Here is a 21,111-nt window from a genome sequence, read left to right on the forward strand (position 1 = left end):
CCGTCACGGTGGACGATCCGAGTTCGACTCCGCACTCGTTGCAGGAGAAGCGTGGTGAGAACCTGTCACCACACCCGACGTGTGTGAACGTGATCGCGTCCCTTCGGGGGCGCGAAACCATCGCTGGCCCCACGAGATCATCGACACCACTCGAACGACGCCGGTTCGAGGCTGCGGGGACGCTACGCGCCCATCCGCCGCTCGGGCCCATTTCGGCGAAGACGTCATGGGTGTCGGCGGGAGACCCGCAGGAGGCACACTCGAGGCGAGTCGCCCCGGGTTTGATGCGCACCCGGTTATCTGACTCCGGCGGGGTGCTGGGTCAGGCTGGCATAGTAGTCGACTTCGAACTCGACCGGTGGTTTGCGGCCGAGGCGATGCATCAGCCGGGACCGGTTGAACCAGTCGACCCAATCCGCGGTGAGGAGTTCGACGTCGGCCAGTCGGTGTAACGGGCCGCGCCGGAACGGTGAGTCATCACGGACCGCTTCGGTCTTGTAGAGACCAATTGTGGTCTCCGCCAAGGCATTATCGTATGCGTCGCCGACCGATCCGATCGATGGGACCATTCCCGACAGCAGCAATGTTTCCCCCAGCCGCCAAGATGTGTATTGCGACCCGGCGTCGGAATGGTGGATGGTGTTGCCGGTCAGCGGGTGTCCTTCACGGTCGCGGATCGCGGCCGCCTGGCGGATCGCGGCCTCGACGAACACGGTGGTTTTGCTGGTCGAGCATTCCCAGCCCAGGATCCGGCCGGCGTAGGCGTCGACCACGAACGCTGTGTAGACGAACACACCTGTGACCAGGCGAACGTAGGTGAAGTCCGCGACCAGCAGCATGTTCGGTGCTGGAACCCGGAACCGCCGGTCGACCAGGTCCGGTGCCCGCGACGCGGCCAGGTCCGGCTCGGTCGTGCGGACCTTTTTGCGGCGAGTGACACCACGCCAGCCTTGTTCGCGCATCAGCCGTTCGACGGTGCAGCGGGCCACCGTGATGCCCTGGCGTTGCAGGTGGGCCCACATCTTTTCGGCACCGTAGAGCGACTCCGGTGCCCGTCGGCCGTCGGAGTCCGGCTCGTAGAACCCGGACAGGATCTCGGTGACCGTGGTGTCCCACAGCGCCCGTTTCGACGGTGCTCGCCGCGCCCAGGCATGGAAGGTTCTCGGGGCGATCTTGACGCCGTGCGCGGTCAGTGCACGGCAGATCGAAGCGACCCCGAACCGAGCGCGATGCTCGGCGATGAACGCACAGATTATCGGTGTCGCAGGTCGCTTTCCCGCGCGAAGAAAGTTGTTGCTGCCTTGAGGATTTCGATCGTCTGTTCCAGCTCGGCGATCTTGCGTTTCTGCTCCCGGATCACCTTCGCCGACTCCGTCGAGACACCCTCGATAGCTCCGGTGTCGATCGCGGCTTGGCGGATCCATTTCCGCAGGGTTTCGGCGGTCATTCCGAGCCGGGACGCGACCGCGGTGATCGCGGCCCACTCGCTGTCGTAGTCGTCGCGGTGCTCGACGACCAGCCGGACAGCCTTGGCCTTGGTCGCTTCATCGTACTTGGCAGGCATGATCTGCCCATCCTTCCCAAGAAAGAAGGCGGGCACCAAACCCGGGGCGACTCCGGACTCACCGGTGCGATTCACACGTCCTGCCTCTCGATGGGGTACAAGGCGATCAAAACCTTTGTTGTGGACGAAATTCGGCCACAAGCTGAGGCGGCCCGAAAGTCCTTGCCCCGAAAGGCCGAATGCCCTGCGGCGCGTGCGCGGCCGCAGGGCATAGTCGACGGGGTCAGCGGGTGCGCGGATCCTTCAGCGACGCCATCGCTTCCATGAGCGAGGAATGAACGGCGGTCAATTCCGGTGTCGCGAACGATTCCCAGGACTGCTCGCCCGCGTCGGAATCGGCCTGCCCCCAGTCGCCTTCGCCGGTTCCGTCCGCCGATCCTTCATCCCACGACGCGTTATCCGGATTGTGCTTGTACACCCACCACAGGTGGCCGAACGGGTCGGCGAAGCGCGACAGTACGTCGCCCCAGAAGTCCGTCGGCTCGGTGACGATCCGCGCACCACGCGCGGCGGCTCGTTTGAGCGTGGCGGCTGGATCGTCGACGTAGACGCGAACGAAGGCCGGCGTATACGGCCAGCCCGGTTTGCGGTCGGCGATCATCAGCGTCGAATCGCCTATCCGCAGTTCGGAATGCAGAATCAGGCCGTCGGTATCTGTGGTCCGCGCTTCGGGGACCTCGATCGCCCCGAACACATCGACCAGGAAGTCGAGCAGACCTGCCGCGTCGTCGGTCAAGATGAAGGGGTCGACCGTTGCGGATCCGGCCGGCGCCGGAGGAACTACGGGAGTGGTGGACATACTGTCTCCTTTCGGTTGGTACCTCCAGGTTCATCGCAGTTGCGGACAGGATATGGCCACAAGTGCGCCTAACCTCGGGGGTGTGTCCACCAGCACTCGCACCCTCGCGCTCCTCGGTCTGCTGCAAAGCCGTCGCCACTGGTCCGGTGCCGATCTCGCGCGCCGGCTCGATGTCAGCGAGCGGACCGTCCGGCGCGATGTACTCGGTCTCCAGGAAATCGGCTATCCGATCGTCACGACGCGCGGAACCGGCGGCGGCTACCAGCTCAGCGCGGGTGCCTGCCTGCCGCCACTGGTGCTGGGGGAGGAGGAAGCCGCCGCGACGGTGCTGGGGCTGAAGGAGATCGCCACCGGCGTCCATCCCGCCTCCGCGGAAGCCGCGATGAGCGCCATGGCCAAAATCGTCCAGGTCCTGCCCACTCGTATCCGCCGCCGGATCGACAGTCTGCGGACCGTCGCGACCCCCGCCGGTGAGGGATACCACCGAGCCGGGATCGACGATGTCACTGCGTTGACCACCCTCGCGCTGGCCTGCCGGGACGCCGATACCGTCTCGTTCTCCTACCGCGGCAACGACGCGGCCACTTCGCAGCGCACCACCCAACCGCATCAGATCGTCAATGTCGAAAGCCGCCTCTACCTGGTGGCCTGGGATCTCGATCGCACCGACTGGCGCACGTACCGAATCGACCGGATCACGCAACCACGCCGCACCGGCGCGCAATTCGCACCGCGCCGCTTGCCCGGCGGCGATCCGGTGGAGTACGTCCGCGACCGGATCGGGTCGATGCCGTCGAGGTACCGGGTCCACGCCACCATCCAAGCCTCCGCTGAACGCGTCAGAGCCGAAGTCGTCCACTATGGCACCGTCGCCGCCATCGACCCCGGATCGTGCGAGGTCCATATCGCCGCCGAGTCCCTGGACTGGGCAACCTTCTGCCTCGTCTCGATCGGCGCGCCGTTCATCGTGCACGGACCACCCGAAGCCATCGACTTCGTGAAGGACTGGGGATCCAGGCTCCTCCTCGCCACACCCGCATCCACGCCCAGTCGCTGAACAAACGTCATGCTTCTGGGTCGTAGGCGGCGTCCAGCAGTGACCGCCCATGCACAAGCTGGGTTACAGCCATTGTTCGAATGTGACCGGTTGACCTACTGCGATCATTGCTCACCTCCAGGTGAGAGCCACGGAGGATACCGCGGCCGTCAGCGCACGAAGATCACGTCGACGAGTACGAAGGCCGCCACCGTGAAGATCAAGTAGGCGAACCATCGCTGCAGCCGCGCGACGTCAACTCGTTGTCCGTAGCGGCCCGCGACGAGCGATCCGCCGATGGCCGTCGCGGCGAAGGCCGCCGCGACTCGCCAGTCGAGGCTGAGATCGCCCAGATAGGCGAGGAGTCCCGAGGCCGAGTTGGCGGTGACGATCACCAGGGATGTACCGATGGCCACCGGCATCTCGATGCCGAGCAGCAGAACGAGGCCGGGGACGATGAGGAAACCGCCACCGACCCCGAACAGCCCGGTCAGGAAACCGACGCCGAGGCCGACCGGAACGGCACGCGAGGTGCATCGACGCCAGTTGACGGTCGATTCGTCCACCCGGCACGCGGTACCGATGCTGTCCTCACTCGCGAGCATCCGGGCTCCGGCGGCGATCATGACGAGTGCGAAGCCGGCGAGAGTCAGCGCCGGCGGAAGGACGCGGTTCGCGGCGCTCCCGGCGAACGCGGCGGGCAGTCCGGTCACGGCGAACACGCCCGCGACCCGCCACTGGACCCGGCCGGAGCGCATTTTGGGGACAGCGCCCACCACCGCGGAGAGGCCGACCACCAGAAGTGACATCGGAACCGCCTGCCCGAGCGGGATCCCGAGTCCATAGACGAGCCCGGGCACGGCGAGGATCGACCCACCGCCGCCGAGCAGGCCGAGCAGGATTCCGATGACAGCACCCAGGAGCACGGTGACGAGGATCGTCATCGGTGTCTCCTTCCTGGCTCGGGCAGTGCGGCGTCATCGTTCGGGCTCGGAACTGGTCAGTCTTCGGCGGTCAGCGCATCGATCGCGGCTTGCAGGCGGCTGCCCGCGTCGTCGGCGATCGGCGCGAGCGCGGGTTCGTCGGTGACCTGCACGAGCAGTTGCGGATTCATCGCCTCGATGCGAACCGTGCCCGGCACGGCCGGGTCCTCGCGCACGACGACATTGCAGGGCAGCAGCAATCCGATCTGCCGGTTCACCTCCACCGCGCGGTGCGCGAGCGGCGGATTGCAGGCGCCGAGGATCAGATACCGCTCCATGTCGGCGCCGAGTTTGGCCTTCATGGTGGCCTGCATGTCGATCTCGGTCAGCACTCCGAAACCTTGTTCCTGCAACGCGGCTCGGGTCCGAGTGACGGCGTCGTCGAACGAGGTCGTCAATGTGGTGGACAGTGCGAGGTTCATCCGTGCTCCCCGTTCTCGTTGGTCCAGGTCTTCGTGGGGTCAGTGGCTGGTCGATCGGGCGCGGCAGTCGGTGCGCGCGAGTCCGGCTCTTTCCATGAGCAGGCTCGCTGGGCACCAGCCCGCGGCGGCATAGAAGACGAGATTGACGCCGACGAAGGCGGTGAGTAGCAGCCACCAGGGCGTGAAGACGAGGGCCGAAGCGACACTCGCCAGCACGACGACTCCGGCCATGAGCGGCACCACTCGTTCGACAGTCCAGCCCTGATCGTGGGGGAGATCTCCCATGGATCCGGCCACCTTGTCGTCAGGCGAGGGCGAGGAAGAGCTTCTCGAGCTCCGCTTCGCTCATGGGTTCCTTGCCCTCGGCGGCGTCGCCGGCCAGGCATTCGCGCAGTCCACTGGCGACGATCTTGAATCCCGCCTTGTCCAGTGCGCGCGAGACCGCCGCGAGCTGGGTGACGACATCTTTGCAGTCGCGCCCGTTCTCGATCATCGAGATCACCCCGGCGAGCTGCCCGTGCGCGCGGCGCAGCCGGTTGAGTACCAGCGCGATACTCTCGTCATTTCCGACCATGGCGATTCCTTTCTCGAACCTGACCCAACTATACCCTAGGGGGTATGTGTGGTGCGGTAACCCGCGCCACACATACCCCGATCGCCTCAGCCGTGCGAGAAGGTCACCTTCGGTAGCACGCGGCGCAACCAGGCGGGTGACCACCAAGCGGCGTGACCGGTCAGGCGCAGCAGGACCGGCAGCAGGACCAGGCGGATGAACACCGCGTCCAGGAGCACGGCGACGCCGAGGATGATCCCCATCTCCTTGGGCGGCAACGGCTCCGCGAGTGCGAAGGTGAAGAACACCGCGACCATCACCGCCGCGGCCGCCGCGATGATGCGGCCCGAATGGGCCAGACCCATGACATGCGCGACGTTCGGATCGCCCGATTCCTCGTAGTGCTCCTTCGCTGTCGCGAGCAGGAACACTGTGTAGTCCATCGCGATGGCGAAGATCATCGCGAAGAAGAACACCGGCCCCCAGCCGTCGAGGAAGCCCTGCGGGGTGAATCCCAGCAGGCTCGCACCGTGGCCGTCCTGGAAGATCAGCTTGGCCACACCGAACGCCGCCGCGGTCGAGAGCAGGCTCACCACGGTGCCGAGCACGGCGATGAGCGGAGCCTGGAGCGCGACCAGCAACAGTGCGAAACCGAGCACGAGGATGACGCCGATGATCACCGGCAGGTAGTCGTCGAGTGCTTGCTGAAGGTCGAGGTTCTCCGCGGGAGCGCCGCCGACCAGTGCCTGCGCCGGCAGATCGGCGCGCAAACGATCGAGGATCGCGCCCATCGCCTCATCCGACGGGTCGACCGCTGGAATCGCCTGGAGCATCACGTGATCGGAGCCGTCCGCGCTGGGCATCGGCGGGGTGACCATGGCGATACCCTCGGTCGTCCTCGCGGTCGCGGCGGTCGCCTCGGCGTCGGCCGTGGGGGCGATGATCTGGAACATACCGGGCGCTCCCTCGCCCATCTGGGCCTGGATCAGTTCGTAGCCCTGGCGCACCGAAGCGTCGGTGGGCACGACCTGGATCGACGGCATGGCCACCTTCAGGCCGAGTACCGGGATCGCCAATGCCGTCAGCACCAGCAGGGAGCCGATGGCGAAGGGCCACGGGTGCCGGTGCAGCAGGTTGCCCCAGGATTCGAACCGGGGCGAGCGGTGCTGCTGACGGGTGGCGTAGGGCAGCGATCCGGCGTTGATCTTCGGGCCGAGGGCGCCCAGTGCGGCGGGAAGCAGCGTCAGCGTGGCGGCGAGGACGAACGCGACGGCAAGCATGATGCCCACGGCCATGGTCCGTACCGCGGGTGCGGGGACGAGCAACACCGCGGACAAGCTCACCAGCACGGTCAGGCCGGACAGGACGACCGCCTTGCCCGCGGTGTCCATCGTCTCGGCGACGGCGGCACGAGTATCCGCGGCCTTGCGCAGCGCGTCACGAAACCTCGCGACGATGAAGAGGGCGTAGTCGATGCCGAGCGCCAGGGCGAACATCAGGGCGAAATTCATCGCCCACACCGAGATCGGCGTGGCGGAATTGAGCAGCACCAGGCCGCCCGCGGAGGCCACCAGGCCCGCGAGAGTCAGCAGCAGGGGCAGGCCCGCGGCGACCAGTGAGCCGAACGCGAGCACCATGATCGCCAGTGTCACGGGCCAGGACAGCATCTCCGCCTTGATCATGGCGTCGTGGTTGGCTTTGTTGAACTCGCTCCACAGTGCGGACGCGCCGGTGGGGTAGACCTCGATGTGCTCGGTCGACAGTGCGGTCAGCTCGCTCCCGAGGTCGTCGACCGCCTTGACCATCTCGTCCGTACCGGCGGCGGCGCCGGCGATCATGACGCCGGTGTGGCCGTCCGGACTGATCGTCATCCCGGGTTGGGGAGTGATGACCTCGCCGAAGCGGTCGTCGCCCTGGAACAGGGCGACCGCCTCGGCGAGGACCTGCTGCATCGCCGGATCGGACACGAGTGCGGAGTCGGAGTGCACGACCACGTGCACCGCGGCTGAGGAGTTCCCGCCGAAATGCTGCTGTGCCAGCTCGCGGGCGCGCACCGATTCCGAGCCGTCGGCCTGCCAGCCTGCGCCCGCCAGGGAGTCGAACACACTCGGCGCCGCGGCGCCGAGTGCGACCAGGGCGATCAGCCACACACCGAAAACCCACTTCGTGTGCGTGGCCATCCGCGCTCCCCAGCGGGCCAGCGCCCTGGCCGGATTCCTCGGCGGGGCGGATCCGTGCTCGGGCTTCGATGTCGTCGGCAACTGCTCGCCAACGGAGGTGGCGTTGCTGCTCAACGCAACGCTCCTTATACGGGAGGGGGTATATTCTCGGGCGGGATTCGCCCCGGGGGGAGTTGGGAATCGGCTGGGCGGGTGGTGCGTCAGGCGGTGCCGCCGGTTGTCACTCCATCCGGCGGTGCCTCGCGCGCCCGGCTCGGGCGCTCACCGGCCCAGGATGCGGCCGAAGATCCCGCGGTTGCCGGTGCGGTCGGGTTGTGTCTCGCAGGTGCACCGCCGCGATGCGGGCACCGCATCCATCACGCTGGCGATGTGCGATCCGCAGCCGCCCCACGTGGTCTTCTTGCAGGTCGAACAGGTGACGGGGTAGCACATGGCTCCTCCTTGGGGAGTAGGGGTTCGGATCGAATATACCCCTGGGGGTACTTGCATACCCTAGGGGGTATGTGGAAGGCTGTCCACAGCGGCAGTGCGAACGTGTCGTCGAATGGAGGAAACGTGATGATTCTCGAGCAGTACTACCTCGAATGCCTGTCCCATGCCTCGTACCTGATCGGCGACGAGAGCACCGGCCGGGCCGTCGTCGTCGATCCACGGCGCGATGTCACCGAGTATCTCGACGACGCACGGCGACTCGGGCTGACGATCGAAGGCGTGATCAACACGCATTTCCACGCGGACTTCGTCTCCGGCCATCTCGAGCTGCTCGCCGCCACCGGGGCGTGGATCGGTTTCGGCGAGACGGCCGATACCGCGTACCCGATCCGTCGGCTCACGCACGGCGAGCGTGTGTCGTTGGGCGAGGTCGAGTTGGAGGTGTTGTCCACTCCCGGGCACACGTGGGAATCGATCAGCCTGCTGGTGCGCGAGAACCCGACGGCCCGGCCGACGGCGGTGCTGACCGGTGACTCGCTTTTCATCGGAGATGTGGGCCGACCCGACCTGGTCAACCTCGGTGACAGCTCCACCACCGATCTCGCGCGGGCGATGTACCGGACGATCCACGAGACCCTGCTGGCACTGCCGGACTCGGTGATCGTCATGCCCGCGCACGGTGCGGGCTCGTCGTGCGGGAAGAACCTGTCCGCGGAGCTGACCTCGACGATCGGGGAACAGCGCAGAACCAATCCGTCGGTGCGGCCGATGAGCGAGGAATCCTTCGTCGCGCTGATCACCGACGGTCAGCCGGCTGTCCCGGAGTACTTCCACGTCGACGCCGCCCTCAACAAGGGCAACCGCGCGGTGCTGGATCCGCACCGCGCGATCCCGGCGTTCACCGCGCGGCAGGTTCGAGACGAATCGGCCTCCGGCACAGTCATCCTCGATGCCCGTACCCCCGAGGATTTCGCCGCCGGGCACCTGCGCGGATCGGTGAATGTCGGTTTCGACGGCCGCTTCGCCGAAACCGGCGGAATGGTGGCCGGAATCGGTGACCGGATAGTACTGATCACCTATCCCGGCGAGGAGCAGGACGCCGCGCTACGACTGGCCCGCATCGGGTCCGACGAAGCGGTCGGATACTTCACGGTCGACCACGACGGAGTCTTTCCCGCCGAGCTGGCGGATCTCGTGCGGGCGGCGCCGCGAACGACCGTCGAGCAACTACGGCGGCTGCTCGACGTCGACCGGGTCGCCCTCGTCGACGTCCGCAATCCGGGCGAGCGCGAGTTCGGCTACATCCCCGAAGCGAAGCCCATTCCGTTGGCGCAGTTGCGTGCCAGGATCGGCGAGCTGCCCACCGGGGTGCCGATCGTGGTGCACTGCGCGGGCGGATGGCGCTCGAGCGTCGCCGCGTCGCTGCTCCGATCACTGGGCATCGAGCAGGTCAGCGACCTGGTCGGCGGCTACAACGCGTGGGTCGAGCACCGGGCGACGACACCGGCCTGACGGCGACATCGCGTGCGGTCGTCAACTGTTGGCGAGAACCGTGGTGTCGCAGGGCAATGGTACGTCCCAGATCTGCCGGGCCCCAGGGTGCGCTCCACATCCTCGACACACAGTCGGATCGGTGACGCGGCGCTGGGGTGCAGGCGCAGCGTGACCCGGCTGTGGGTGACGGTGATGGTGATCGGTTGCCCCCGACAGGAGACCGTGAACTCGGTGCTGTCGAGTTCGGCGTGCGGGACCGGATGAAGCCGCAGCGTGTCGTGGCGGGTCTCGCCGGTAGGAGGTGGCGCGGCTGATGCCGAAGCCTGTCCCGAGTACCGCGATGTCGTCCTGTTTGCCGAAACACGCCAGCAGGAATAGCGCTTCCAGCAGGTCAGCGCCCGGCTGCCGCAGTGGGTGCCTCGTGCGTCGTTGTGCGGCCGGCGACCTCGGCACATACTCCACCAGTTCCCGGGGGACGTCGAGGATGGCGGGATAAGGGATCACGTGAAGTCCACATGGTGGAGCCTGGCTTGTAGTGAGTACCGCTCCACCGGGACTCCACGTCCCTATCCAGCACCCAATCAGCGTGTCTCCCATGAACTTCCATCGCACTGCTCGATACCTGCCACCGACCTCGCCCGAGATCAGCTCAATGTGCGGACAGTTCGTCGAATTTGGTGTCTCCCAATTCGATTCGTGCAGGTGTGCGCTGTAAGAGCTCCTGACAGGTTCTGTCAGGTAGCGGCGAGTCCTGTTGTAGTGCAGGATGTTTCGTCGTCGCAGCGCCGTGGATCGTGGACGACCAGCTGTGGACAGTGATCGAACCGCTACTGCCGGTCAAGGCGCCCGGGACGCCGGGACCGGCACGGATGAACGATCGGCTTGTCCTGCAAGGGATCTTGTTCGTGCTGATCACCGGCATCGGGTGGGAGGACTTACCCCAGGAACTGGGGTTCGGGTCCGGCATGACCTGCTGGCGTAGGCTTCGCGACTGGCAGACCGCGGGGGTGTTCGAGGCCATGCACACCGCAATCCTCGCCCACTGCCACCGGGCGGGATTGATCGATTTCGGCCGCGTCATCCCCGACGGCTCGCACGTGCGGGCCCCGCGCCGCGGCACTCGCGACAAGGCGACCGCCGGCCGCTGGATCGTCGAGCAAACCCTGGCGTTGCTGCACCAATACCGGCGTTGGCCACCCGTTGGGAACGGCGCACCGACATCCATCAAGGATTTCTCGACCTCGCCGCCGCACTGATCTGCTGGCGACGACTCAGCAATCGAACCTCATAGACCTCCGATGCTTCTAAGTGTCAAGCCGCGACGGGTTCCGGGGTGGATGTGATGGGTTGGCCGAAGGCCTTGACGGGGTCGAATTCTTGCCGGTTCTGGAGGCAGTAGTAGAGCTGGCCGAGCATCTTGTTCACCAGGGTGCCGTAGGGCGGCGGAGTGGCGGTCGCCGTGGGCTCGACGACGTAGGTAGTGCTCTCGGGCGGGCCCGGGGTTGCTGCCAGCGGAGAATCCCCAGACCCAGCCCGCGGCGGCGAGGCGGTCGTTCTTGATCCGGCGGAAGGTGATCGAGACGCTGCGCCCGGACGCGCGGGTGACCGGTGCGGATCCGGCGTAGGCCTTCAACGCGCGGGCGTCGGCGAACCGTCGGCGGTCGTCGCCGATCTCGGCCAGGACGCGGGCGCCGGCGAGGTCGGCCAGGCCGGGGAAGCTGGTGATGATCGCGTGGTCGGGGTGTTTGCGGAATTCGTCGGCGGCAGCCTGCTCGAGGTCGTCGGCGCCTGTGCAGGCGGCGTCGAGGGTCGCGAGCAGCGTCAGGGCCTGTCGGCCCATGGCCTGCTCGACCAGTTCGGGCTGGCGCAGGCCTGGTCGGCGCAGCTTGGCGATGATGTCCTCGGCCAGGGCCTCGATACCGCGTTTGCGTCCGGCCCGCCGCAGCGCGGCCGCGACGCGGGTCCGGGACAGTTTTGCCGCCGCGGCCGGGGTCGGCGCGATGGCCAAGATGGCGCGGACCTCGGGTTTAGCGAGGTTGGTGGCTGACGAGCTGGCGAAGGCGGCCAGGAAAATCGGGTGGTGTTCGCGCAGTAGCGAGCGCAGCTCGTTGCTGGCCTTGGTGCGGCGCCAGACGGCGTCCTGTTGGGCGCGGGCCAAGACCGCGATGGCCTGGGCGAGTTCACTATCGGCGGGGATCGGCCGGTGCATGTGGGCATCGACACGCAGGATGTTGGCCAGGGTCATCGCGTCGGCGTGATCGGACTTCGACCGCGCCATGGTGTGGCGTTCGCGGTAGCGGGCGACGGCCATCGGGTTGATCGCGTAGACGGCTCGGCCGGTGGCGCGGATCGCGGCAACCATGAGCCCGCGTGGAGCTTCGATGGCAACGGGGATCGGTTCCTCGGCGGTGTCGCCGGCGTCGGTGAGCATTTGGGCGAGGGCCGTGAAACCGGCCGGATCGTCAGCGATCCGCTTCTTCGACACCAGGGTGCCGTCGTGGTCGACGATGGCGATGTCGTGATCGCCTTCGGCCCAATCGATTCCGCAGTAGCGACTCATCCATCCTCCATGTCTCGGTTATTTCCGCAGGTCACAAGACCCAGGCAGGAACGCGCGACGCCCTACTTACGAGCCTCTATGGGCTGGCCTCCGATGAGTTGTTCGCGCTCCCAGCGCACCCGCACGACACCGGTCTCTCTGAGAGCTGCGAACTCGCGAATTTCGAGGTGTTCGGTCGAATGGCCCGCAAACGAACTCGGCAACGCGCCAAAACCATTGCCCACAAACACGGTCTGTTGTGTGCCGCGATGGGCGCGGCGGCTCGCCGTCGGCCGACGCCGCTCATCGCATGGAATCCGCGCGCGGAGACCAAGTTGCCCTACATCAACGGGAAGCCGGCGAACTCGCCCGCGAGCACCCAGTTGGTGGTCATGGCTGGGCCGCCTATGCCGTAGTGGCAAAACATCGGCAGCTCGAAGAGATTGGCCGTGGAATGGACGTTCTCCGGCCGCAGTTCCAAGTCTATCACCGGAACCCGCTTGACGAACGCCTGCCTCCCGGCGACCTCCAACAACACCGACTTCCCCCCGATGCCCGATCCGAGCGGCTCCGCGGCGTCCAGGGCCCGCTGCAGCGCGTGATCGCTGAGCAGGGCCAGCGACGTAGAGACGGAACCGTATGCGGCAAGGCGCGTTTCGGAGCACAGAGACGACATGGACATCAGTCTGTACTGACGTTCCGAGACGGTGAAGGTGATGACCGCCCGGAACCTCCCGAACATGCCGGCGATGCCCCACGTCTTGGTCATCGACAACGAGGACGGTGATCGGCGCACGCCCCCCGATCCAAGCGGCCCCGCGCGCTGAGGACTCAGGTGCCGGTAGTCGACGGTGGCGGCGTGTCCGACCGCGGAGCCCGTGTGCGGCGGGGCATCAACAGCAGGGCCGCCACCGCCACGGCGAGCGGCAGGACGCTGACCGTCAATATCGTGAGCCGCAGCGCGTCCGCGAAATCCTCCCCGAGGTCCAGGCCGGAGGCGTGCCGGATCAGGTTCGGGTCGTATCCGGCGCTGCCCGGGCTGAGGGCCAGGCTGCCACGGACCGCGTCCACGGTTCGCTCGGCATCGGTCGCGGTAAGCCCGCGAGCCTCGGCATCGGCGAGCCACTCCTTCCTGAAGAAGAAGTGCAGGAGCAGCAGGTAGATGGTGGGTCCGAACGCGTAGCCGGTCATCCCGGACGCCAACTGCGCGGACGCCACCGCGCCGGAATGCCCCGAGGGCGCTTCGGCGAGGACCGCCTCCGACACCGAGGCTGAGGTGACCAGCGATCCGAGGTTGCACAACCAGATGGCCGACACGAGTAGCCAGATCGCCATGGTCGGGCTGACGGTACCCGCCATCAGCAGCCCGCTCATCGTCATCAGGGCCAGGCCGACGACCATCACCGGTCGTGGGCTGTATTTGCCGACCAGACGTCCGGCCAGGACCACCGCGCCGGCGATCAGCAACGTCCCGGGCAGGTACAGCAGGCCGATGGACTCCGGAGACAGCGAAAGCACCACGCTGCCGAACTGCCCCAGGGCGATGCCGAGCCCGGCGACGAGGAAGTTCAGCGTGAGGGTTGCCGCGAGTGCCACGCTGAACGGGCGGCTGCGAAACAACGCCAGGTCCAGGGCTGGTTCGGGGACCCGACGTTCATGACGTACGAAAAGGACCGCCGCTGCCACGCTGATCGCCAGCGGCAGCAGCGTCGTCGGCCGGGTGACGCCGTTCTGCGCCGCCGCGAGGCCGACGACCAGTGCCAGCAGGGCCGCGCCGACCAGGCCGACACCGACCACGTCGAGATGGCCGCGCTGCTGCACGGGTGCCTCGGGCACGTACCGGGCGGTCAGCCACAGCGAGGAAAGGCACAGCAGCGGCGCGACCACGAACAGCACCCGCCAGCCGGCGGCGGCCACCGCCCACCCGGTCACCGCGGGGATCGACCCACACAGCACCATTTCTATCGCCATGAAGACACCGATGGCGGCCGGCCGCTTCTTCGACGACACCGATGTCTTCAGCAACGCCAGCGGCACGCCGAGCAGGGCGGTCATCCCCAGACCGTTCAGAAGGCGCATCACCAGGAGGAAGCCGTATCCGGGCGAGAAAATGGAGACCAGGTCGACCACCGTCACGACGACCAGTCCGAGCATCAGCAGGCGTTTGAGTCCGAAAGCGTCCCCGAGATTGCCCGCGGCGAGCACAGCGGCGGCCATCACCAGCGTCGACGCTCCGCCGAGCAACCCGACCAGTTGCGATGGCACCTCCAGTGCGCGGCTGACCTGCGGCAGATTCAGGCTGAATATCAGGGGGTCGACGACTGTGACCGTGAAGGCGATGGCGAGCGCGAGGATGAGAGGCAGCGGCGTCGCCTCGCTTCTCGATCGAACCTCGGCCATCGCGGCACCTCCTGCGCTGGTTGTCTGCGGCTCTCCGATGACGCGAAAACCCGCCGGTCGACTACGCACGCCGATCCGGCCGTCGGGTTCAGCCCGGCGCGAACGTCACCACCAGCACATCTCGATACGCGGGATGGCTCGGGTCCGACGGACGAATCGGCGACACACTGTGGAGGGTGCGGCGGTCGTCGCCCAGCAACAACGTTCCCGGCTCACTGAGCGTCGTGGTCACCAGCGGTCGTCCGGCTGAATCGAACACCGAACTCTGCCCACCTGTCGCGTTGCGTCGGCTGACCAGTAGCGATGACACCAGGGTGACGCCGTCCCGGTGCAGTCCTTCGGGGGTGGGCTGTCCCTGCCCGTCCGCCGACGCCACGCCCCGAAAAGGATGCACCTTCACCAGCCACGATGCCGGGGTGTCCAGGGCCGTCGCCGACTGCCCGAGCAGTCGCAGCACCGCCCGCAGCATCGGGTCGGCCACGAAGGAATCGGTCAACGGCTCGAACGTGCGGTCGACGTCGATGTAGAGCGGATTGCTGTCGTCGGGTTGCACGAATGATTCCTGTGGCAGCAGTCTCATCGGCCCTGTCGGCGCGGTGAACTCGAACCTTCCGTACCGGCGCAGCCGGCACGCTCCTCGCTCGGCGGCGTAACTGTCCACGCACAGCGAGTTCCAGTGGCGACCGAAGTTCGCCCACTGCGTTCCCGAGACATCGAGGCAGGCTGCCGTGACGGCAGCGGGCATGACATGAGCGCCGACAGAAACCAGCGCCGCTCGGGCCTCGTCCAGCCGACGGTCCGCGGGCGGCCGGTCGGCGGATGGCCCGGCCGCTGTCATCCCGGCCCCTGTCGACTGTGACCTGCCGGCCATTCTGATCACGATGGCCTGCCTTCCTCCGGGCGTGCGATGGGCGAGTACCCCCGTGCCCGCAGGCGAAACGGGTCGGATCACCGAGCACGACGGCGGCGCGCGGTGGCCGGACTCTGCGCGCCCCGAGGGCGTTCTCCGTGTGCCGCGCCATTCTGATGACCGGCAACGCGAGGAGCGGAAGCACGATCACCGGAGACCGGCCGCAGACGGATTCGTGGCTGTTCGGGTTCGCCCGGGAACTCGGCGTCCGGCACCGTCGGTCGTAGGCTTGTCCGGTGCGTGACGAAGGCAGGTCCGAGCGCTTCCGCTGCGCGGTGCTCGGACCGCTGCGAGTGTGGGCGCCCGGCGGCGCGGAGGTGACACCGAGCGGGGTGCTGCACCGGCGATTGCTGGCGCTACTGGTGCTGCGGCGCGGGACGGTGGTCTCGGCCGACGCGGAATGGAGTTCGCCGCATGAGCCACTGTTTCGAAATAGACGGCGATACCGTCTGGAACCCGAGTTCCCGAACCGGACGCCTCTTCATCGCGATCGCGAGCAGCCTCGAATCCTATCTCGATATGCCAACCGGTCTACGCCAGCGAAGCAACGACCCCGACGCATACGACGTCGACCTCGGCCAATTCAGGTTGTTCGCGGAATCGCTGCGGAATGACTATGCGTCGACTTCGAATCCTGTGTACCGCAGCCTGATCGAGAATTTCCTGGCGATCTCCCTCGCGATGCTCGCATGGACGGGGACACCGTTCGAACAGAGATCCGAGCTAGAGGCGCAGTTGGTAGCCACTATCGAAGCGATGCAGGAGTCGATGCCTCGGTAGCGGCACCCGCTCACGGATCTGGACGGACCGCGTCACGATGCTGGGCGCCAACCCTATCCGGGCCTCACGTCTACTCGGCGGTGGTGTTCAATTCCGCATCACATGCATGGACAGAGTGCTGAAGGTGGCGGCCGGCCGCGCGGGCCATCGCGCGCGCGGCAGCGGGTGCGAGTGTGCCACCCTCTGCGGTTGTGACCGAGTGAAGGGCGGTGGACAGCGAGTGCAGACAGTAGGCGACCCGGTGCAGCGCCTGGGCCAGGATCGCCGCGTCGTGGACATCGAATCGGCCATTCGGTTGTTCGAAATCGCCCCAGCGCAGGCCACACGATCCGAAAAACCGTAGGTAGGTCCGTCCACCTGGGGTGTACCCCAACACCACACCCACGACCGGCCGGGAAGACGTGTGACTCGCAGCAGTAGATGGCGGTGTTCTCACACTCTCAGGTGGCGCCGATGACGAGTGTGCTGCGGGCGGTTTCGACGACGTCGGCGGTGATGGTATGGAGTTCGTTGATCTTCAAGATGCGGTGGATCTGAGCGAAAAGTCGTTGCAGGAGACGGAAATTGCCGCCAATGATGCGGGCGACCGCGGCCACGGCTTGGGCGTCGATGAAGTCGTCAGGGTCGAGTTCGAGACCGAGTTTGTGCCAGTGCCGGTTCAGGACGATGGTGAGTTCTTCGCCGGTGAGTGGCCGGTAGTGGTGGGCGAACCCGACACGGCTATAGAACTGCGGGTAGTGGCTGAACTGCATGTTGTCCGACCCGAAGCTGGTCACCGACGATCTGATCGAGGAACGCTGGCAAGCGGCGAACCACGCGGACGCACTACAGACGATGAAGGCGATGTACAGCGCGGAAGCGTTTGCGCTGCAACAACAATTCCTCGCCCAGTCGGCTACGCCGCCATACTGGTCGATGCTGCACAAGGTGCAGTGCCCCACCTTGCTGACATGGGGATTCGATGACCGGCAGTGCCCACTGGACATGGCGGCGATCCCGCTGCGGCTGATTCCCAACGCCGAACTGCATGTGTTCCCCAACTGCGGCCATTGGGTGAACACCGAGGCCAAGGACGCCTGCGAGCGTGTCAGCATTGAGTTCTTGCGCCGCTGATCGCGTCATCTTCGGTCAGTCGTTGCTCCTGGCCGCGGGACGCGGCCGAGGGCTCGACCATCGACCGAACCACACTTGGGGTCCGAAATAGCTTGTCAGCCCATCACGTCCGGGTTGATCATCGCTAATCATGGACGGGATGGCTGATATCGGGATAAGAACCGCGGCCGATGGCGACGAACGTGCGCTGGCTGCCATCGACTACGCCACTTGGTCGACGCAGGTGAGTCCCGCCCCACTCTGGCCGCGGGAAACCCCGTTCTTCGACGATCGGACAACACCGGAGAATGTTCTGCTCGCATACGACGACAACGCCGTCCTCGGATATGTGAAGCTGCGACCTTCCCCGGTGCCTGCATCCAGTGGCCATGTCCAAGAGATCAACGGATTCGCCGTCGGCCCGAACCATCAGGGCCACGGCATCGGCCACCTCCTTCTGTACGCAGCACGGATCAAGGCGATCGAACGCGGAGCCCGCCGGATCACCCTCCGTGTCTTGGGGACCAACACACGAGCCCAGTCGCTCTATCTTGCACACGGCTACCGCGTCGAAGGCAGACTCGTCGGCCAGTTCCTTGTCCGTGATAGCTATGTCGATGACGTCTTGATGGCTTTGGACATGGCCCGCTGCCTGGGTGGAGCGCATGAGCGAGGCCGCCGCGCCCCAGGATCCGGCGACGACCCGGTTACGCGCGATGCTGAGTGACCGGGTGGCGAACATACTCGGGCGACAGGGGCTCGACATCCTCGCTGATCTGCTGGAGTACAGCCGATCCGATCTGGAACGATCCGCAGCTTCGGCGCACTGATGATCGCCGAGATCGAAGCGCGTTGGCCGCGCGCGGCCTGTGCCTGGCAGACCACGATCCCGACCGGGGCCCCACCCTCGCCGCAGAGGTCCGCGTTTGCTCGACCCGCGCGATCAACTGTTGGCGCCGATCGGATGGATTACCACCTGGGAACCCGGCTATTCGGTCTCCCATTGGGCTTGCTGGGCGAACTGATCCCAGTGTTGGTTCAGCTCCTTGTTCATCGAGGAAGGACCGTCATGGCAGACCGTGAACTCGAAGTCTGCCGCGTCGGCGATCGTGCGTAGCTGCATCCACACCAGCGAAGCCAGGTTCGCGTACAGCTCCGCCGGGAGGGGTTCGTCGAACTCGATGGTCAATTTCTTGCGAGGAACTTTCGCGCTCATCCGTTTTCGCGCCTCCTGACCGGTTCATCCAGTGCCAGGGCGATCATAGGGTCGGACGAAGCGCGATCTCTTGCCCCATCGGCTTGGTCCGCGATGAGCTCGCGTTGGTGCTGGTGGTGGTCGATGGCGCCCTGGGCGCTCATGCCGAGCGCGGCGCTGATCTCGGCCCAGGTCTTGCCGGCGGCGCTCGCGTCGTTGATGACCGAGGTCGGAACCGCATGAGGCACTCGATCAGTCGCGCGCTGGCTGCCAAAGGCTCGACCGGACTCGACGTGGGGTTGTCCTCGGGGCTCCGAGCCGGAGCCGTAGCCGAAGTCGGTGAGCCAGACCGCTGTGAGGTGGCCTGACCGTGAGCGACCCGTGGTCGACATTCGCGGCGATCCGCTGTCTGCAGGACAAAATCCGCAACGCTCACCGCACGCCAGGCGGCGCCGGTGAGGACTGAAGCGTCATCGACCGATGGCGCATTCGGGGGATTACTTTCGCTTGGCGCGCAGTCGATCGCATTCGGCGCGCAGGGCCGCCACGGAGTCCTCGAGTTCGAGGATGCGGGCCACCGCGGCCAGATTGACACCCTCGCTGGTGAGTGTGGTGATGCGGTGCAGGCGGGTCAGGTCCTCGCCGCTGTAGCGGCGGGTGCCGCCCGCGTTGCGAGCGGGGGTGAGCAGGCCGTGCTGCTCGTAGAGGCGCAGGGTCTGGACCCCGATGCCGGCCAGCTCCGCGGCCACGGAGATCGCGTACACCGCCTGCGCTGCCGGTACTGGGTCGTGCAGGGAGACCATCTGCGCCCTGACCTCGATTCCTATGGTTGTCTCTCAGATTACTTGGCTTCGGCACTTGCACTCATCTGGGTTGAGTGCTAAATAATATCTATGTCAGATGGCAGAGGTTATCTGACGACAATCCTACCGCGAATGGAGTGAGTTGGAGGTGGCGACCATGTTGATGCGCACCGATCCTTTCCGTGATCTGGACCGGTGGACCCAGCAGGTGTTCGGCACAGCGGCACAGCCGGCAGCGATGCCGATGGATGCCTGGCGCGACGGTGACGAGTTCGTCGTCGAGTTCGACCTGCCCGGTATCGACCCGGACTCCCTCGACCTCGATGTCGAACGCAATGTGGTGACCGTGCGAGCCTCCCGGCCAGGCCTGGACGCGAATCGGTCGATGATCGCCGCTGAACGCCCCCGCGGGGTGTTCAGCCGCCAGCTGTTCCTGGGCGAGAGCCTCGATACAGACCAGATCCGCGCCGACTACCGCAACGGGGTACTTCGCCTGTCGATCCCGGTCGCGGAGAAGGCCAAGCCACGCAAGATCGAGATCGCCCGCGACGGCGAACGTCAGGCCATCAACGTTTGAGCCGTGGTGGAGGTCGACGATGTCAGCCTCGATCATCAACAACGGCTACGACACCGGCCCCGGGCGAGTGTGGTGGTGCGACACCGATCTGGTGGCGCTCGATCCCGACTACGCGGCCTTGATCGCCGAGATCGACGCCATCGGCGCCCGGCCACGGTGGTGCCCGCCTCGCCTGCATGAGCCGCCACAGCACCGCCTGGAAGCACCCCCGGCGCCGCGCCGGCGAACTCGAAGACGGCCGGCGGCTCGGGTAGCGGCAACCCAGCGCAGCCCTCCGCCGCCGTCCGCTTCGCAGGTAGCAGGCGCGCCCGCTGGTTTCGACCGATCCGGCATCGAAAGTGAGGTGATGGGTATCGACCGATCCCCGAAGAACTCTTCCGGTGAGCTCAATCCGACTCCCTTCGGTCCGGTGGCCGAGCCCTACGTTGGGCTCGGCCACCGGCTCCTGCCCGGCTGCCTCGCAGGCCGACCGCGCAGACCGGGAGACCTTCGTCTTCGCCGCCGACCGCGAGCTGGGTCTCGCGGTGCACGCCGTCGAGTCCGAGCACGGCATCGACACCGCTGACCTGTCCGACCGTATCGACCAAGCATGGAGCATTCCCTGTGCCTACGACGACTTGTCCCGCCTCGCCTGCTGACCCGCACACCGATCCGGACCCGCACCAGCACACCGCCACCGGCTCCATATCCTGGCAGCCCGGCCGTGTCGACTGGTTCGACGCCGAGAAAGGGTTCGGATTCCTGAGCCCCGACCACGGCGGGCCCGCGGTGTTCTGCGACTACACCGCCATCGAGGCACCCGGCTACAAGGCCCTTCACGCCGGACAACGCGTGGTCTTCACCATGACCGACACCGGCCGCGGGCCCGAGGCCGTCCGGATCCTGACCTACGACGAACCCGCCACCGACACCACCGAACCGACCCCGCTGCGATGGGACCGCGCGTGGTCGCGCCGGACCCGCTGCCGACGCGCGCGGGCCGCCTGACCCCTGTCCCGATCAACTGTCAGGTAGATCCATGCCCACCGAAAACGCCACCGCCCGACAGGGCACGTCCGCGGCTGTCGAGCCGCGCGTGATCTGCTGGCCCGAACCCAGCCCTCTGGACACGTGGTGGACCGAAATCATGGACGGCGTGCCCCCGCCGCATCACGCGCTCTCGCCGGTGGCCGCATCCGAGCACTGTGCCGCAATGGCGATCCGCGCCAGTCCGCTGACCGGGCGTGCCGAATTCATTCACCCCCCGCGCGGGGGATGGCGGCTGTGTCCGCCGACAGAGCGCAGGGCGTCTGGCGTTCGGCCTGCAACGTCACCTCGGCCGTTCGGCAACGAATTCGAGCAGTGGAGTAAAT

Annotated in this window: 23 protein-coding genes and 3 pseudogenes; 9 read left to right on the forward strand and 17 right to left on the reverse strand. The window is 66.6% G+C overall.

Features of this window, described 5'->3' with window-relative positions:
- Positions 1-296 precede the first annotated feature (296 nt).
- Positions 297-1,564 (reverse strand): IS3 family transposase gene (locus IEY60_RS13465; protein WP_189027832.1). Its coding sequence is split into 2 segments (ribosomal slippage): positions 297-1,291 and positions 1,291-1,564, totalling 1,269 coding nucleotides; the frame shifts between segments, so codons are not numbered across the junction.
- 223 nt (positions 1,565-1,787) lie between these two features.
- Positions 1,788-2,363, reverse strand: a complete 576-nt coding sequence (locus tag IEY60_RS13470; protein WP_189027835.1) for a VOC family protein — start codon at positions 2,361-2,363, stop codon at positions 1,788-1,790.
- 82 nt (positions 2,364-2,445) lie between these two features.
- Between IEY60_RS13470 and IEY60_RS13475 the strand changes: the two genes are divergently transcribed.
- The gene (locus tag IEY60_RS13475; RefSeq protein WP_229739801.1) at positions 2,446-3,420 is read left to right on the forward strand and encodes a helix-turn-helix transcriptional regulator; all 975 of its coding nucleotides are present in this window, start codon (positions 2,446-2,448) and stop codon (positions 3,418-3,420) included.
- A gap of 149 nt (positions 3,421-3,569) precedes the next feature.
- On the opposite strand, the gene IEY60_RS13480 is transcribed toward IEY60_RS13475, so the two are convergent.
- From IEY60_RS13480 to IEY60_RS13505, 6 genes are all read right to left on the reverse strand, one after another.
- Positions 3,570-4,343 carry a sulfite exporter TauE/SafE family protein gene (locus tag IEY60_RS13480; RefSeq protein WP_189027841.1) on the reverse strand — a complete coding sequence of 258 codons (774 nt, stop codon included), beginning with the start codon at positions 4,341-4,343 and terminating at the stop codon, positions 3,570-3,572.
- Between the two features lie 56 nt (positions 4,344-4,399).
- On the reverse strand, positions 4,400-4,804 hold the full coding sequence (locus IEY60_RS13485; RefSeq protein WP_189027843.1) for a DUF302 domain-containing protein: 405 nt from the start codon (positions 4,802-4,804) through the stop codon (positions 4,400-4,402).
- 39 nt (positions 4,805-4,843) lie between these two features.
- Positions 4,844-5,089 carry a YgaP family membrane protein gene (locus tag IEY60_RS13490; protein ID WP_189027845.1) on the reverse strand — a complete coding sequence of 82 codons (246 nt, stop codon included), beginning with the start codon at positions 5,087-5,089 and terminating at the stop codon, positions 4,844-4,846.
- Positions 5,090-5,108: 19 nt separating this feature from the next.
- The gene (locus tag IEY60_RS13495) at positions 5,109-5,378 is read right to left on the reverse strand and encodes a metal-sensitive transcriptional regulator (protein WP_189027849.1); all 270 of its coding nucleotides are present in this window, start codon (positions 5,376-5,378) and stop codon (positions 5,109-5,111) included.
- Between the two features lie 86 nt (positions 5,379-5,464).
- The gene (locus IEY60_RS13500; RefSeq protein WP_189027851.1) at positions 5,465-7,651 is read right to left on the reverse strand and encodes an MMPL family transporter; all 2,187 of its coding nucleotides are present in this window, start codon (positions 7,649-7,651) and stop codon (positions 5,465-5,467) included.
- A gap of 147 nt (positions 7,652-7,798) precedes the next feature.
- A complete protein-coding gene (locus IEY60_RS13505; RefSeq protein WP_189027854.1) occupies positions 7,799-7,969 on the reverse strand; it encodes a DUF8730 family Cys-rich protein in 171 nt (56 codons plus the stop codon).
- 126 nt (positions 7,970-8,095) lie between these two features.
- Here IEY60_RS13505 and IEY60_RS13510 point away from each other — a divergent pair, with 126 nt between their 5' ends.
- Complete coding sequence (locus tag IEY60_RS13510) at positions 8,096-9,481, forward strand: MBL fold metallo-hydrolase (protein ID WP_189027856.1); 1,386 nt, start codon at positions 8,096-8,098, stop codon at positions 9,479-9,481.
- On the opposite strand, the gene IEY60_RS36505 is transcribed toward IEY60_RS13510, so the two are convergent.
- Complete coding sequence (locus tag IEY60_RS36505; protein WP_189027858.1) at positions 9,439-9,918, reverse strand: glycosyl hydrolase family 65 domain-containing protein; 480 nt, start codon at positions 9,916-9,918, stop codon at positions 9,439-9,441. The two genes, IEY60_RS13510 and IEY60_RS36505, sit on opposite strands and share 43 nt — an antisense overlap.
- A gap of 276 nt (positions 9,919-10,194) precedes the next feature.
- Here IEY60_RS36505 and IEY60_RS13520 point away from each other — a divergent pair.
- Positions 10,195-10,754: pseudogene (locus IEY60_RS13520) on the forward strand (transposase).
- 20 nt (positions 10,755-10,774) lie between these two features.
- On the opposite strand, the pseudogene IEY60_RS13525 reads toward IEY60_RS13520, so the two are convergent.
- From IEY60_RS13525 to IEY60_RS13540, 4 genes and pseudogenes are all read right to left on the reverse strand, one after another.
- Positions 10,775-12,023, reverse strand: a pseudogene (locus IEY60_RS13525) (IS110 family RNA-guided transposase).
- A gap of 319 nt (positions 12,024-12,342) precedes the next feature.
- A complete protein-coding gene (locus IEY60_RS13530) occupies positions 12,343-12,771 on the reverse strand; it encodes a hypothetical protein (RefSeq protein WP_189027861.1) in 429 nt (142 codons plus the stop codon).
- Positions 12,772-12,833: 62 nt separating this feature from the next.
- Positions 12,834-14,402: an MFS transporter gene (locus IEY60_RS13535; RefSeq protein ID WP_189027863.1), complete on the reverse strand. Its 1,569-nt coding sequence runs from the start codon at positions 14,400-14,402 to the stop codon at positions 12,834-12,836.
- A gap of 88 nt (positions 14,403-14,490) precedes the next feature.
- Positions 14,491-15,147 carry a 2OG-Fe dioxygenase family protein gene (locus IEY60_RS13540; RefSeq protein ID WP_229739802.1) on the reverse strand — a complete coding sequence of 219 codons (657 nt, stop codon included), beginning with the start codon at positions 15,145-15,147 and terminating at the stop codon, positions 14,491-14,493.
- 579 nt (positions 15,148-15,726) lie between these two features.
- On the opposite strand from IEY60_RS13540, the gene IEY60_RS13545 reads away from it, so the two are divergent.
- Entirely contained in the window at positions 15,727-16,092 is a 366-nt protein-coding gene (locus tag IEY60_RS13545) for a DUF6086 family protein (protein ID WP_189027868.1), read from the forward strand.
- A 440-nt stretch (positions 16,093-16,532) separates the two neighbouring features.
- Here IEY60_RS13545 and IEY60_RS13550 read toward each other — a convergent pair whose 3' ends face one another.
- Positions 16,533-16,844 (reverse strand): TniB family NTP-binding protein, encoded by a 312-nt coding sequence (locus tag IEY60_RS13550; protein WP_229739803.1) that lies wholly within the window; start codon positions 16,842-16,844, stop codon positions 16,533-16,535.
- On the opposite strand from IEY60_RS13550, the pseudogene IEY60_RS13555 reads away from it, so the two are divergent.
- Positions 16,831-17,205, forward strand: a pseudogene (locus tag IEY60_RS13555) (alpha/beta fold hydrolase); the annotation flags it as partial. The gene IEY60_RS13550 and the pseudogene IEY60_RS13555 overlap by 14 nt on opposite strands.
- Before the next feature lie 139 nt (positions 17,206-17,344).
- Positions 17,345-17,911, forward strand: coding sequence for a GNAT family N-acetyltransferase (locus IEY60_RS13560; protein WP_189027874.1), 567 nt, complete (start codon positions 17,345-17,347; stop codon positions 17,909-17,911).
- Between the two features lie 261 nt (positions 17,912-18,172).
- Here the strand turns inward: IEY60_RS13560 and IEY60_RS13565 are convergent, their stop codons facing one another.
- From IEY60_RS13565 to IEY60_RS13575, 3 genes are all read right to left on the reverse strand, one after another.
- Positions 18,173-18,400, reverse strand: coding sequence for a hypothetical protein (locus tag IEY60_RS13565; RefSeq protein ID WP_189027876.1), 228 nt, complete (start codon positions 18,398-18,400; stop codon positions 18,173-18,175).
- On the reverse strand, positions 18,397-18,771 hold the full coding sequence (locus tag IEY60_RS13570) for a hypothetical protein (RefSeq protein WP_189027881.1): 375 nt from the start codon (positions 18,769-18,771) through the stop codon (positions 18,397-18,399). The genes IEY60_RS13565 and IEY60_RS13570 overlap by 4 nt, the downstream gene beginning before the upstream one ends.
- Before the next feature lie 105 nt (positions 18,772-18,876).
- Positions 18,877-19,182 carry a MerR family transcriptional regulator gene (locus IEY60_RS13575; protein ID WP_189027883.1) on the reverse strand — a complete coding sequence of 102 codons (306 nt, stop codon included), beginning with the start codon at positions 19,180-19,182 and terminating at the stop codon, positions 18,877-18,879.
- A 157-nt stretch (positions 19,183-19,339) separates the two neighbouring features.
- Between IEY60_RS13575 and IEY60_RS13580 the strand changes: the two genes are divergently transcribed.
- The 3 genes from IEY60_RS13580 to IEY60_RS36510 all read left to right on the forward strand — a co-directional run bounded on the left by IEY60_RS13580 (position 19,340) and on the right by IEY60_RS36510 (position 20,746).
- Positions 19,340-19,759, forward strand: a complete 420-nt coding sequence (locus IEY60_RS13580; RefSeq protein ID WP_189027886.1) for an Hsp20/alpha crystallin family protein — start codon at positions 19,340-19,342, stop codon at positions 19,757-19,759.
- Between the two features lie 425 nt (positions 19,760-20,184).
- Positions 20,185-20,397: a hypothetical protein gene (locus IEY60_RS13585; protein ID WP_189027890.1), complete on the forward strand. Its 213-nt coding sequence runs from the start codon at positions 20,185-20,187 to the stop codon at positions 20,395-20,397.
- Positions 20,363-20,746 carry a cold-shock protein gene (locus tag IEY60_RS36510; RefSeq protein WP_268241472.1) on the forward strand — a complete coding sequence of 128 codons (384 nt, stop codon included), beginning with the start codon at positions 20,363-20,365 and terminating at the stop codon, positions 20,744-20,746. Before IEY60_RS13585 ends, IEY60_RS36510 begins: the two co-directional genes overlap by 35 nt.
- Positions 20,747-21,111: the final 365 nt, after the last annotated feature.

The sequence above is a fragment of the Nocardia rhizosphaerihabitans genome (assembly GCF_014646295.1).
Taxonomy (GTDB): Bacteria; Actinomycetota; Actinomycetes; order Mycobacteriales; family Mycobacteriaceae; genus Nocardia; species Nocardia rhizosphaerihabitans.